At 53.3% G+C, this 12,838-nt stretch carries 10 protein-coding genes; 7 read left to right on the top strand and 3 right to left on the bottom strand.

Annotated elements, in window-relative coordinates:
• Window positions 1–7: 7 nt before the first annotated feature.
• Window positions 8–352, bottom strand: coding sequence for an AraC family transcriptional regulator (locus NSU01_RS20350; protein WP_052421917.1), 345 nt, complete (start codon window positions 350–352; stop codon window positions 8–10).
• Between the two features lie 271 nt (window positions 353–623).
• Here NSU01_RS20350 and NSU01_RS20345 point away from each other — a divergent pair, with 271 nt between their 5' ends.
• The 6 genes from NSU01_RS20345 (at window position 624) to NSU01_RS20320 (ending at window position 8,819) form a co-directional block, all read left to right on the top strand.
• Complete coding sequence (locus NSU01_RS20345) at window positions 624–2,222, top strand: response regulator (RefSeq protein WP_076246862.1); 1,599 nt, start codon at window positions 624–626, stop codon at window positions 2,220–2,222.
• Window positions 2,223–2,245: 23 nt separating this feature from the next.
• The gene (locus NSU01_RS20340; protein ID WP_256703985.1) at window positions 2,246–4,015 is read left to right on the top strand and encodes a sensor histidine kinase; all 1,770 of its coding nucleotides are present in this window, start codon (window positions 2,246–2,248) and stop codon (window positions 4,013–4,015) included.
• Window positions 4,016–4,053: 38 nt separating this feature from the next.
• Window positions 4,054–5,382, top strand: coding sequence for an extracellular solute-binding protein (locus tag NSU01_RS20335; protein ID WP_256703984.1), 1,329 nt, complete (start codon window positions 4,054–4,056; stop codon window positions 5,380–5,382).
• A 224-nt stretch (window positions 5,383–5,606) separates the two neighbouring features.
• The gene (locus tag NSU01_RS20330) at window positions 5,607–6,959 is read left to right on the top strand and encodes an ABC transporter substrate-binding protein (RefSeq protein ID WP_042141276.1); all 1,353 of its coding nucleotides are present in this window, start codon (window positions 5,607–5,609) and stop codon (window positions 6,957–6,959) included.
• Between the two features lie 83 nt (window positions 6,960–7,042).
• The gene (locus NSU01_RS20325; protein WP_039294669.1) at window positions 7,043–7,981 is read left to right on the top strand and encodes a sugar ABC transporter permease; all 939 of its coding nucleotides are present in this window, start codon (window positions 7,043–7,045) and stop codon (window positions 7,979–7,981) included.
• A 1-nt stretch (window position 7,982) separates the two neighbouring features.
• Complete coding sequence (locus tag NSU01_RS20320) at window positions 7,983–8,819, top strand: carbohydrate ABC transporter permease (RefSeq protein ID WP_171716027.1); 837 nt, start codon at window positions 7,983–7,985, stop codon at window positions 8,817–8,819.
• A gap of 346 nt (window positions 8,820–9,165) precedes the next feature.
• Here the strand turns inward: NSU01_RS20320 and NSU01_RS20315 are convergent, their stop codons facing one another.
• Together NSU01_RS20315 and NSU01_RS20310 are read right to left on the bottom strand one after the other, a co-directional pair.
• Window positions 9,166–9,519: a cupin gene (locus tag NSU01_RS20315; RefSeq protein ID WP_042138030.1), complete on the bottom strand. Its 354-nt coding sequence runs from the start codon at window positions 9,517–9,519 to the stop codon at window positions 9,166–9,168.
• Window positions 9,516–10,481: an AraC family transcriptional regulator gene (locus NSU01_RS20310; protein ID WP_042138029.1), complete on the bottom strand. Its 966-nt coding sequence runs from the start codon at window positions 10,479–10,481 to the stop codon at window positions 9,516–9,518. Before NSU01_RS20310 ends, NSU01_RS20315 begins: the two co-directional genes overlap by 4 nt.
• Before the next feature lie 175 nt (window positions 10,482–10,656).
• On the opposite strand from NSU01_RS20310, the gene NSU01_RS20305 reads away from it, so the two are divergent.
• Window positions 10,657–12,774: a glycoside hydrolase family 52 protein gene (locus NSU01_RS20305; RefSeq protein ID WP_042138027.1), complete on the top strand. Its 2,118-nt coding sequence runs from the start codon at window positions 10,657–10,659 to the stop codon at window positions 12,772–12,774.
• Window positions 12,775–12,838: the final 64 nt, after the last annotated feature.

Here is a 12,838-nt window from a genome sequence, read left to right as displayed (position 1 = left end):
CCCATGCTCAGGTGCGGTACAGATGCTTCATATAGGAGGAGGGGGATTCACCGAGCACTTTTTTGAACACGCGGCTGAAGTAGTAAGGGTTGGGGTAGCCAAGCGTTTCACTGATCTCAGATACATTGTACAAGCTCGTCCGCATCAGCTCGATAGCCTTGTTCATCCGGAGCTTGGTATGGGTCTCAATAATCGTCTGTCCGGTGGCCTGCTTGAACGCGGCCGACAGGTAGCTGCAATTCATATTCAGCTGTGAAGCAAGCTGTTCCCCGGCGAAATGCTTGCCGCAGTGCTTGATCAGATAAGCCGTTACTCTCCGCACAGTACTCCCGCTTTTGCCGCTGACAGTCATACTGCTCTCCTGCTGCCCGGCCGCCTTTGGAGGTTCCCCTCTTGTATGACTGCTGCTGTTTTCTTTTATTTGTTCTCTCTCAGCCTGAATGCCGTAGACCCAAGCGGCAATATTCTTAAAAAACTGCGCTTTCCTCTTAAAAAGCTTCACCCGGCCGCCGGGGTTATCGTGATACAGTATAATTGGATGAATCTCTTCAATAACGACTATAGACTGAAACAGCCGCAATCCTGTAATAATATATCAATGACAACCATGCGGAGGTGCAGCAATGAACAGAACCATACGGGTGCTGCTTGCGGATGACGAGCCGGTTATTCTGCGCGGGCTGAAGAAGCTCATAGCCTGGGAGAGCCTCGGGCTTAATATAGTAGGGGAAGCATGTGACGGGATAGAGCTGAAGGCGATGATCGACAGCTGTCATCCCGATCTCATTATCAGTGATATCAGTATGCCGGGTTATTCGGGTATCGATATTATCCGTGAAATTCATCATTCCGGTCGTCCGATCAAAGTGGTCTTTATCAGCGCCTATCAGGAATTTAGTTATGCCCAGCAAGCGGTACAATACGGGGCGCTGGATTATCTGGTCAAGCCGGTGAATACGGGACAGCTGGAGCAGGTAGTGATCCGCGCAGTAACGGTGATCCGCCAGGAATCCGAAGAAGAGCGCAACAAGGAAATGCTCAAATCCTATGAGCGGAAGAACCTGTCTGTTACGGTTGAGGAGCAGCTGGAGCAGCTGACCGACGGCAATAAGGCTGCGGCAGCTACGCTTGCCCGGATGGGCAACACGGCGATTACCCGCTATGCCAGCGTATGTGTCATCGAGACGGATGAATACGGCGGCCAGCCTTCTCGCTGGGAGGAACGGGAACGCAAGCTGGTGGAATTCGCCTTGTTGAACATCATCAAGGAGACGGTGGACGGAAGGGGCAACGGGTATGTGTTCCGCAAAGGAGAGCGTTTCGGGGTGCTGCTCCAGCATGAGCATTTGAATGAACCACAGCAAGTAATGGAGGATCTGCATCACAAAATCAACAGCTTTCTGAAGCTGCAGGTCTCTATAGGCATCGGCCGCCCGGTCAGCGGCATTGAAGAGGCGGCGGATTCCTATCAGTCTGCACTGAAAGCGCTAAGATTCAGATATTTTGCCGGATTGAACCGGGTGATTCCTTATCCCGCCGAACCAATGGAGGCTGCTGTACCGGTATCCGCACTTGCCGCCGTCCAGAGCAGCCTGCCGGAAGCGCTCAAATCACTCGACAAGGAGCGGCTAACGGCGTTAACCGGCGAGCTGCTGGAGACCGTGCGTCTGCTCTCTGGAGATAGCCGGAACCAGGCGGTGTCCTATGTGTATAATGCCGTGATCCAGCTTGAACAAGATATGGCTGATTTCGGCGCGGATGCGGGGCTGTTGAATCAGGGAGAGAAGCCGCTGCTTGAAAAGCTGGCGGATGCCCCGACCTTCGGCGCACTGCAGCAGGAATTTGAAGCGGTCCTGTCCAAAATGTCCGAGCAGCTGAGCTGCCGGATCTCCGGCAAGGAAATGCCGCAGCTCGCGCAGGTGAAAACCTATGTGGAGGAGCATTATGCCGAGAATATTACGCTGGAGTCCATAGCCGCCATGGTGTATATGAATCCCTATTATTTCAGCAGCTTCTTCAAGAAGCATACCGGCCAGAACTTCAAGAATTATGTTACCGAAGTGCGGATGGGTCATGCCCAGCGGCTGCTGCTGCAGAGTGACCTGATGGTCTACGAGATTGCCGACCGGGTCGGCTACAACAATGCGCGGCATTTCAGCGACATGTTCAAGAAGCAATTCGGCAAGCTGCCGCAGGAATACAAGCAATCGGTCAGGAACTAAGCGGATTGGAGGGAGATCATAGAGTGAAAAGACGATGGCCCGTGCGATTCTGGGGACGGGGACCGAAGAGTATTTTTGTTAAATTTTCTGCATCCTTCCTGCTGGTCGGGCTGATTCCGCTCTTTGCGCTGAGTTTCTTCTCCGTACAGACCTTCTCGGGTTATGTGGAGCGGTATACCACCAGCAATCTGCAGCAAATGGTACTCTATATGAGCTATAATCTGAATTCAGCATTCAATCAGTATAATGAAGTATCCAAATTAATGTATACAGGGCGTTATGAGGGATTCATTGAGAGCTATTCGCAGAATCAGACACAGAATGTGAATGAGCTGGAGCAGATCAACACCATTCCGATAGAATCCTTCCTGAAGACCGTTCTGTTCAGTGATTCTTATATTTCCAGTGTCCAGTTTATCCGCCAGTCTGACGGTAAGTTGTATGTTCAGGAGCGTGGCAACCGGTCGCTGAACATGGAGACGGTTCCGAATGCGGAGTGGCTGTCCGCCATGGCAGGTGACCCTGCGAAGGTGGCTATTTTCCCCACCCATCAGGACAGTTACTTCTATGGCTCAGACCGCCAGGTGTTCACGATCGGGCGCAGCCTGATTGATACCTCCGGACGGGTGACCAAAGAGCCCAAGGTAGTCGGAACGCTTTTCCTGGATATCGATACCTCGTTATTCCAGCAGTTCTTCCGTGAGCTGAGTCTCGGGGAGAAGGATGAGCTGTACCTGCTTGACGGGGAGGGGCGGACGTATTTCAGCAACCAGCCTGCCGGTGCGGCAGGGGCTAGAGCTGCTGATCAAACTAACAATGAGATGATTGTACTCAGTGAGTCCATCCCTTTTTTGAATGGCCAGGTCATCGCCAAAATCCACCGCGGCAACCTGTTCGAACAGCTGCTGTCGGCGCGGGCAACGGTGTATATCGCCATTGGCATGTGTGCTTTTGTAATGATTGTAATGGGGGCCTGGTTCTCCAGACGTCTCGCGGCTCCCATCCGGGAGCTGATCCGGCAGATGGCCGTGGTGGAGTCGGGCAAGCTGGATATCCAGCTCTCCGTGAACAGCAATGATGAGATGGGCAGGCTGGCCCACGGGTTCAACCGGATGGTGGAACGGCTGCAGGTCTACATTGATGAGGCCTATGTGGCCCAGATCAAGCAGAAGCAGACCGAGCTGAATGCACTGAAGAGCCAGATCCGGCCCCATTACCTGTACAACACCCTTGAGGTGATCCGGATGAACGCCGTGGATAAGGAAGCGGGCGAGGTGGCGGATATGATTCTGGCGTTATCCAATGAGCTGAAGTATGTCATCGATTACGGGGAAGACCGCGTAAGCCTTGCCAGCGAGCTCGCCCATCTGCAGAATTACTTCTATATTATTTCTGTACGGTATGAGAACCGCTTCGAGCTGCATCTGGATATTGCCCCGGATGTTAATCTGGACTGGCCTATCCTGAAGCTGTCTCTGCAGCCGATGGTGGAGAATGCGGTTCAGCATGGACTGCGCCTGCAGGGAAAAGGAACCGTCGGCATTACGGTCGAACGGAGAGAGCAGGTGCTGGCGATTACGATATATGATGATGGCGTGGGGATGAGCAGGGAGACTCTGTCCCGCATTAATAAGATTCTGAAAGACCCGGAGGCTCCAAGCAAGAATGTCGGCATGAAAAATGTGCATGAGCGCATCCGCTCCAGCTTCGGGGAGGCGTATGGCCTGTCTGTGAACAGCAGAGAGTATGTCGGGACCTCCATTACGCTGACGTTCCCGGTTATCACTGAATGAGGAGGACACAGGTGGTGCAAATGCCGAGGATATCATGTATGAAAATAACAATAGTGCCGCTTGCGGCCGCGCTGATCCTGTCCGGCTGTGGAGGCAAAACCGGATCAGGCGGAATCGGAGGGAATCATGCGGCTGATCAGGGGAGCCGCCCGGATACAGCATCCGGGGGAGGTAAAATAAGCTTTACTATAGGTTATGCCTCCGGTGATCCGGCGACGAAGCAGGCTATCGAGGATACCATTAAGGCCTTCATGCAGGCGAATCCGGACATAGTCGTCCAGGATGTCAGTGAGACAAGCTCCTCTGCCTATATGGATTGGCTGAAGGTTAAGGATGCCGTGGGCGAGTTCCCCGATCTGGTAGAGATGAGGGATACCGAGGCCTTCGCCGATGCGGAGAAGATTGTTCCGCTCCCCGATGAGCTGGCGGAATTGTTCGATCAGCCGCCGCGGATCGGCGGCAAGGTATGGAATGCCCCGCTGTTTGTCGCTGCCCCGCAGGGTATTATTTATAGCAAGAAAGCGTATGCCGAGGCAGGCATTAAGACGCTTCCGGCAACCTACGATGAATTTCTGGAGATCCAGAACAGACTGCGGGCAAGCGGGATCACTCCGCTCGTTGTAGGCGGCAAGGATATTTTTCATATGGGCTTCTGGGTTAATAAATTTCTGATTGATGATGTATATGCCGCTGATCCCGGCTGGAACGCGAAGCGGACGGCCGGTGAGGTTAGCTTCACCGATGACAATGTAGTCCAGGCCATGACTGATTTCAAACAGCTGTTCAGAAGCGATGTCGATAAAGGCTGGCTAAGCACAGGGGATAACCAGACGGCGTCCATTCTGGTATCCGGCAAGGCAGCCCAGCTGTTCTCCGGCTCCTGGATGTTCTCACAAATCCAGGAAGCCGATCCCGGCTTCGAATTCGGCTTCTATGCTGTGCCGGACCGTAGAGGGAAGCTGAATGTGGTCGGCCTGCAGTCGCCCTCCGGCTGGTCGCTGTCTGCCCAGGCGGCGCAGGAGCCGCTCAAAAAGCAGGCGATCGAAGACTTCATCCGGTTCTTTTTCTCACCGGAGCCTTATGCCGCATTTCTGAGCCGGATCGATTCGGTTCCTTCGACCAGGCAGGAATTCAGGCGGGAGGCCGGTGAACAGATGCAGGTGGTGCTTGATCTGATGGCCGATCCGGCCGTTACCAAATCCCTGATGATCAACAATTGGTGGGGAGATAACCTGATTCCTCCGCAGTTCCGTAACTGGTTCTACAAGCTGCTGCAGGAAATGGTTGTTAAGGACGGGGATGTACTAGAATATATGAAACGGGCCGATACTGAATACGACAGGCAGGTACAGGAATACTGGCAGTGACATTACACTATAGCCCGTGCAAGAACGGAGGTCTCCTGGACCTTCGTTTTTTTCTGCTCAGGAGAATCTTCTTAAATTTACCGCACATCCCTCTTAAATTAGTTCATTCTAACCGTGAAGGCTGAATGCTATTCTTGGAGCATAAGGAAACGCTTACGGACGATGATGCGCACATCGGGCCGGCAGTTTCCGGGCTGTATACCCAAGGGGAGGTTACTAAAGATATGAAGAACACCATTACGAAATTATCCGTCATGCTGCTCGCAGCAACCACTGTACTTACCGCATGCGGCGGAAATAACAATAACAATGCCAGTGGCGGCAACGCAGCGGCAACCGGGGCTCCGGCAGGAAATACTGCAGCTACTGATGCTGCGAAGAAGGATGTCAGCTTCACCATCGGTTATGCGTCGGGTGACCCGGCGACCAAGAAAGCCATTGCTGATACCGTTAAGAAATTCATGGAAGCGAATCCTAACGTCACCATCAAAGACCTAAGTGAAACCTCATCGGCTGCTTATCTGGATTGGTTGAAGACGAAGGATGCGGTTGGAGAATTCCCGGATCTGGTGGAAATGCGTGACACCCAGGTATTCGCGGATGCGGGCAAAATTGTCGAGCTTCCAGCCGATCTGCTGGAGCTGTTCGAATCGCCACCGCAGGTGGACGGCAAAGTATGGAACGCTCCCATGCAGGTCAATGCACCGCAAGGGATCATTTACAGCAAAAAAGCTTACGCTGACGCCGGGATCACCGAGCTTCCCCAAACCTATGACGAGTTCATTGCCATCCAGGAAAAATTGAAAGCTACAGGTATCTCCCCGCTGGTAGTAGGCGGCAAGGATATTTTCCATATGGGCTTCTGGGTCAATAAATTCCTGATCGACGATGTCTACAGCAAAGACCCGGACTGGAACTCCAAACGTACGGCCAAGACCGTCAGCTTCGCAGATCCTGATGTAGTCCAGGGCATGACTGATTTCAAAGAGCTGTTCAAGAACTATGTGGACAAAGGCTGGCTGAGCACCGCAGATAATCAGACCGCGTCGATTCTGGTATCCGGCAAAGCTGCACAGCTGTATTCCGGCACCTGGATGTTTACCCAGATTGCTGAAGCTGATCCAGGCTTCGAATTCGGCTTCTACGCGATCCCGGACCGCCAAGGTAAAGTGAATGTCATCGGTCTGCCGTCACCGGCCGGCTGGTCGTTATCCGTTGATGCGGCCAAGGATGCCGACAAAACGGCAGCGATCAAAGACTTTATCCGCTTCTTCTTTGCACCGGAGCAATACTCGGTCTACCTGGCTTCGATCAATGCCATTCCTTCCACCAAAGAGAAAGTTACCTATGAGACAAGTGAGCAAATGCAGGTTGCACTGGATCTTATTGCCGACACGAGTGTCACCAAGTCACTGGCCATCAATAACTGGTGGGGCGATAACCTGATTCCTCCGCAATTCCGCAACTGGTACTATAAGCTGCTCCAGGATATGGTGGTGAACGATGCCGACGTAACTGAATATATGAAGAAGGCCGATACCGAATATGACAATCAGGTCAAAGCCAATTCGCTGTAAATAAAAGCGCCGGAAGGGAACCTCTGCTCCGGCAGAGGTTCCTCTTATCTAGACAAGCGCGTCCCAGGGAGGGGAGAGGAACCATGGCTACATCCATCGTTAATACAGACAAGTCTTTCATAGCCGCAGAGAAGCCGGGCAAGAAAAAGAAAAAATGGCAGTCCTACGCGCTGTTGTTCATCCTGCCGTCATTCCTTTTATACACACTGTTTGTCATAGTCCCTACAGCAGGCAGCGTCTACCTAAGCTTCACATCGTGGGACGGGATCAGCAGCGATATCCGGTATATCGGATTCGCCAATTTCGTCGAGATCTTCCAGAGTCCGCGGGTGCAGAACGCCCTGAAGAACACTTTGGTTATGACAATTACGCTAGTACTGCTTGAGAACATTGCTGCAATCGCCATGGCCTTAATGGTCGACAAGGTACGCTGGTTCCGCAATTTATTCAGAAGTATCTTCTATTTCCCGACCCTGCTCAGCGGGATCGTCATGGGCTTTGTCTGGGCAATGATTCTGAATTACAACTTCGGCGTGTTTAATCAGATCCTGACCTCCGTCGGTTTAGGCGACTATATCGTCGACTGGCTGGGCAATCCGAAATACGCTATGCTGTCGATTATTCTGTCAACGGTCTGGAAAGGCGCGGGTTATTATATGATCATCTATCTGGCCGGACTGCAGGGCATTCCGCAGGAGCTTAATGAAGCGGCCAGCATTGACGGCGCAGGCGGCTGGCAGCAGTTCCGGCATATTACGTTCCCGCTGCTTGCGGGTTCGATGACCGTGTGCATGGTGCTTTCCATGATCAGCGCGCTGAAGATATTTGACCAGATTGCCGTAATGACCGACGGCGGCCCGGGCTTTGAGACAGAGACATTAACTTATATTATCTACAAAGTAGGCTTCGGGGAGCTGAGACAAGGGTTCGGCACGGCGCTGGCTATGGTCCTGTTCCTGATTATTCTGATCATTACGGTCATTCAGGTTAAATTCCTGCAGAAACGGGAGGTGCAGCTCTAAGATGACGATGCAGACCAAGCGGAGAATCACTGAAATTGTCCTGTTTGTCATAACGCTCCTGGTAGCGGTTATCTTTTTCTTCCCGATTTTCTTTAATCTGATGTCCGCGTTCAAAAGCAACGCCGAGATTATGCGCGATGCGGTTGCTTTTCCGAAGACACTGTATTTAGACAGCTTCAAATATCTGCTTACGGAGACCGAGTTTCCGCGTGCGATTCTTAACAGTCTTATTCTGACCGTAGTGGCGATTGTCGCCCAGGTGCTGATTATTCCGATGGCAGGTTACGCGATTGAACGCAGAAATGCCCGCTGGACGCGGCTGGTCTTCATCTATTTCCTGGCAGGCATGATGATTCCGTTCCAGGCGTATATGATTCCGCTGTTCAAAGAGCTCAGAATACTCGGCCTGTACGGCAGTCTGGCGGGTCCTATCATGATTTATGTCGCCGGTGCCGTAGGCTTCGGATGCCTGCTCTATACCAGTTTCGTCAAGGGTATTCCACGGGAGATTGAAGAAGCGGCAGAGATTGACGGGTGCTCCCGATATGGGATTTTCTGGAGAATCGTCTTCCCGCTGCTCGGACCGGTTACGGCAAGTATGGTGGTGCTGAACGGTCTGGGGATCTGGAATGACTTCCTGATGCCGATGCTGGTGCTGCCTTCCGGCCAGGCCAAGACGATGGTAGTAGAAATCTACCGGTATATCGGGGAATTCTCCTCGCGCTGGGATATGATTTTTGCCGGAACCGCCATGTCGGTGGTGCCTGTGCTAATCGTGTTTATCTTCCTGCAGAAGTATTTCGTTAAGGGAATTGCGTCAGGGGCCACCAAAGGGTAAGAGGTGTGTGTTCTCCTGGGGTAAAATAAAGAAACTCCGTGGGCCATTGTTAATGGTTTGCGGAGTTTTTGTGTATAGGGATTATATCTGGGGAGTCCGCCCCCGGTGATTCGTGAGTCACTGATTCGGTGATTGGTGATGCGCTGGTTGCTAATTCGCTGGTTCGTGCTTCATGCGCCCTCCATGCGCCTTCTCGGTGACCTTGCATCTGAAGCGGACTGAGATTAACGGAATCTCAGTCCTTTTCACCGCCAGTTGGAGACTAATGCAGACCCGTCAAGTTCATGGTGACGACATACGCAGTTGATGAGTTCAGCTTTGAATCATCTTTAATGTGAAATTGTGTTCATACCGGTGTCATATAGGTGGCAGGATTCAGCGAATCACCTTCAATAATAATCGCAGTCAATCCCGAATCCGTCCGTGTCTCATGCCATTCATCCTGCGCCCAGAAGACAGCCTGGCCTGCCTGGACAGCCGTGAATTCCTCTTCCTCGCCCCGGACATATCCTTCCCCGCTCATAACCAGCAGCAGCTGCGGACATGCCGCCTGATGATAACCGATCACTCCCTGCGGGCCCAGATATACGCAGCCGATATGCGTTTTTCCATCCGTCTGGATAATCCGGGATAAAATGAAGTCGGAGCTGAAGGCTGAGATTGGCTTGCCGGTGTCCTGGTTGAAATGGTATATCTTCATTCTGTGCCTCCCTGCGTATTAGCGGATAACGCTTTGCCGTCTGTCTTCCCCGGTTCCTCCGTAAGCTGGCGGTAGCCCATGGGGGGCAGGCCGGTCCAGCGCTTGAACTGCTTGCTGAAATGGGAGACATCACGGTAGCCGAGCCGGTAGGCGATACTCTCCACTGACAGGCTGTTATCCAGCAGCAGCAGCTTGGCATGGCGGATAATCAGGTCAGAGAGATACTGCCTCGGCGGCAATCCGTAGATTTGCCGGAAGGCGCGGTTGCAGTGATTCGGGCTGTAGCCAAGCCTTGCGGCGATGTCTTCAATGCTTCCGGCCCGGCTGCCGGTTGCCGCAGCGGTGAATACGGATTCCTGCAGCAGTCCTTCGATGGCATTCGCCAGGGCAACGGTTTTCTCCGTAACACCGGGCAGTGTGCTCCGGGCAGGGGAGGGCAATGCAGCCAGCACCCAGCTGCTGAGTGCGGTGAACAGCTGCAGCGAAGCATTGAGCGTCACCAGCCGGCCCCGCTGGGCATCGCTGGCATCAGGGAGGATCGTCGAGCTGATAATTGCATCGAGCGAAGAACGGATCGCCTGCAGCTCCGGAGTGTCGCCGCTTAGGCTGACGGTGTCCATCGTCATCAGGGAACGGCGCAGAACCAGATCATCAATGTCGAAATGCAGGCAATAATAGGTCATTTCATCCTCTGACACCGTACCCAGGCTGGAATGCAGGACACTTGGGCGGATGAACAGAATGTCGCCGCTGTGCTGGATGTAAGACTGCCCGCCTACGTTCATTTGCTGCGAACCCTGCAGGACGATATTGATCTCGAACATCGGATGGGTGTGGGCCGGATATTGCCACTCCCTGTTCACCTTGCGCCAGTGGGCAGCGAATATATGAAAGGCAGCCTGTATATCCGGGGACATCCGGCCGTCCATGGAATGCTGTGTACCGGGATCTAATACGTTCATACTCAACCTCTTTTTCACTAAAAGTTGGCTCTATTATAGCATAGGCCGCCGCGTCCGATTGATTTGTCCAAATAATTGGCGGCTTTACGCCTGTTGCATAAGCCGGGCCGGCGCTAACATAGAGCTATGAGCCCGGTACTGCCGGGCCACAGCCTGGAGGGAGTGCATTTACGATATGCCGACAAATCAGTTTTTTAATGCCCATCATTCACCGATTGGTTCATTTTCCAGCTTCACTCTGGGGTTTAAGGGAGCGTCCGGCGGTTTTGACCTGGAAGCGGGTAAGCCGCCGAGACAGAATATATATATTGGCCTGGAACGCAAGGATGGCCGCGGCTTCGATACCTTGCCTTTCCATGAGCAGGGCAGTGACGATGAGAGTAAGCGCTATGACATCGAGAACCCTGATCCGAACCCGGATAAACCGCAGATTCTTTATCATTACGCGGACGAAGAGATCACCCGCGATTTCCGGCTGGCTACGGACAGCTGGCAGGCCGGGGATCTGACCTTCCGTATTCTCTCCCCGGTCCGGCCGGTTCCGGACCCGGAAACAGCTGCAGATGCGGAGCTCAAGGAAGTGCTGCTGCCTGCGGTATTGGTAGAGCTGGAGGTTGACAATACTTCGGGCGATTCTGTCCGCCGGGCCTTCTTCGGCTTCCAGGGGAATGATCCGTATAACGCTTTGAGACGCTTTGAGGGCAGCCAGGCAGAGCTGACCGGTGTCGGCCAGGGGCGGTTCCTGGCGATAGCAGCGGAACAGGGGAGTGTCAAGTCCGCTATGCATTTCACCATGGAGGATATTCTGACAACGGAGCTGGAGGAGAACTGGACCTTCGGACTGGGCCAGGTTGGAGCTCTGGTTATGGATGTGCCCGCAGGAGAGCGCAAGGTCTACCGGTTCGCAGTCTGCTTCCACCGGTCCGGCTATGTAACCTCGGGAATGGACGCCGGTTATTACTATAACCGCTATTACAGTAATGTAGAGGCGGTAGCGGAATATGCGCTGTCCCATTTCGATCAGCTGAAGCAGCAGGCAGTGCAGGCTAACTCCATGCTGGAAGGAACAGGGCTCAGCGAAGACCAGACATTTATGCTGGCACATGCCATACGCAGTTATTATGGCTCAACCGAGCTGCTGGAGTACAAAGCCCAGCCGTTCTGGGTCGTGAACGAAGGCGAATACCGGATGATGAACACATTCGATCTTACGGTGGATCAGCTATTCTATGAGCTGAAAATGAATCCGTGGACCGTACGCAATGAGCTGGATATGTTCGTGGACCGGTACAGCTATGTGGATACTGTCCGTTTCCCGGGAGACGTGGCCGAATATCCGGGCGGGCTCAGCTTCACCCATGATATGGGGGTAGCCAATGCCGTCTCGCGTCCAGGGTATTCCTCATATGAGCTGTACGGCATCGACGGCTGCTTCTCGCATATGACCCATGAGCAGCTGGTAAACTGGATTCTTACAGCGGCGGTATATCTGGAGCATACAGGTGACCTTAGCTGGATGGAACGCAACCTTACAGTGCTGGAGAGCTGCCTGCAGAGTATGCTGAACCGGGATCATCCGGACCCGGCGAAACGAAACGGTGTGATGGCCCTCGACAGCTCGCGGACAATGGGCGGCGCGGAGATTACTACGTACGACAGTCTGGATGTGTCACTGGGCCAGGCGCGCAACAATATTTACCTGGCGGGTAAATGCTGGGCAGCGTATTTGGCGATGGAGAAGATCTTCCGCGATAACGGCAATACGGAGCTGTCACAGACTGCCGGCAGACAGGCAGAGCTCTGCGCAGCAACCATTGTGGGCAGTGTTACCGAGGGCGGCTATATCCCGGCTGTAATCGGAGAAGGCAATGACTCGAAGATTATTCCGGCGATTGAAGGCCTCGTGTTCCCTTACTTCACCGGCTGCAAGGAAGCTTTGGAGCGCGGGGGGCGGTTCGGCGAATACATCGCGGCGCTAGACACGCATCTGCAGGCTGTGCTTGTTGAAGGGGTGTGCCTGTTCGAAGACGGCGGCTGGAAAATCTCCTCCACCAGCAATAACAGCTGGCTGAGCAAGATTTATCTGTGCCAGTTCATCGCCAGACAAATTCTTGGTCTGGAGTGGGAGGACAAAGGCCATGCAGCCGATTCGGCACATGTAACCTGGCTTACGCATCCGCAGCTCTCGATCTGGAGCTGGAGCGACCAGATTATCTCCGGCGAGATTACCGGCAGCAAATATTATCCGCGCGGAGTGACGGCGGTCTTGTGGCTGGAGGAGCAGCGGGTGTAATCGTATTGGAGCCTGAATCATTCCGGAATAAGATTCGTGAGGAAGCCCGAAAAATTTCAGAACG

This window comes from Paenibacillus sp. FSL H8-0259, assembly GCF_037963255.1.
In the GTDB taxonomy this organism is placed as follows: Bacteria; Bacillota; Bacilli; order Paenibacillales; family Paenibacillaceae; genus Paenibacillus_AQ; species Paenibacillus_AQ phytohabitans.
This window is presented reverse-complemented; position numbering and strand designations above follow the sequence as displayed.

Bases quoted from the DNA above. Each gene is read 5' to 3' on its own strand.
- NSU01_RS20310 (WP_042138029.1), bottom strand. From the start codon at position 10,481: ATGAACGTATTAGATCCCGGTACACAGCATTCCATGGACGGCCGGATG.
- NSU01_RS20315 (WP_042138030.1), bottom strand. From the start codon at position 9,519: ATGAAGATATACCATTTCAACCAGGACACCGGCAAGCCAATCTCAGCC.
- NSU01_RS20335 (WP_256703984.1), top strand. From the start codon at position 4,054: ATGAAAATAACAATAGTGCCGCTTGCGGCCGCGCTGATCCTGTCCGGC.
- NSU01_RS20350 (WP_052421917.1), bottom strand. From the start codon at position 352: ATGACTGTCAGCGGCAAAAGCGGGAGTACTGTGCGGAGAGTAACGGCT.
- NSU01_RS20345 (WP_076246862.1), top strand. From the start codon at position 624: ATGAACAGAACCATACGGGTGCTGCTTGCGGATGACGAGCCGGTTATT.
- NSU01_RS20325 (WP_039294669.1), top strand. From the start codon at position 7,043: ATGGCTACATCCATCGTTAATACAGACAAGTCTTTCATAGCCGCAGAG.
- NSU01_RS20320 (WP_171716027.1), top strand. From the start codon at position 7,983: ATGACGATGCAGACCAAGCGGAGAATCACTGAAATTGTCCTGTTTGTC.
- NSU01_RS20305 (WP_042138027.1), top strand. From the start codon at position 10,657: ATGCCGACAAATCAGTTTTTTAATGCCCATCATTCACCGATTGGTTCA.
- NSU01_RS20330 (WP_042141276.1), top strand. From the start codon at position 5,607: ATGAAGAACACCATTACGAAATTATCCGTCATGCTGCTCGCAGCAACC.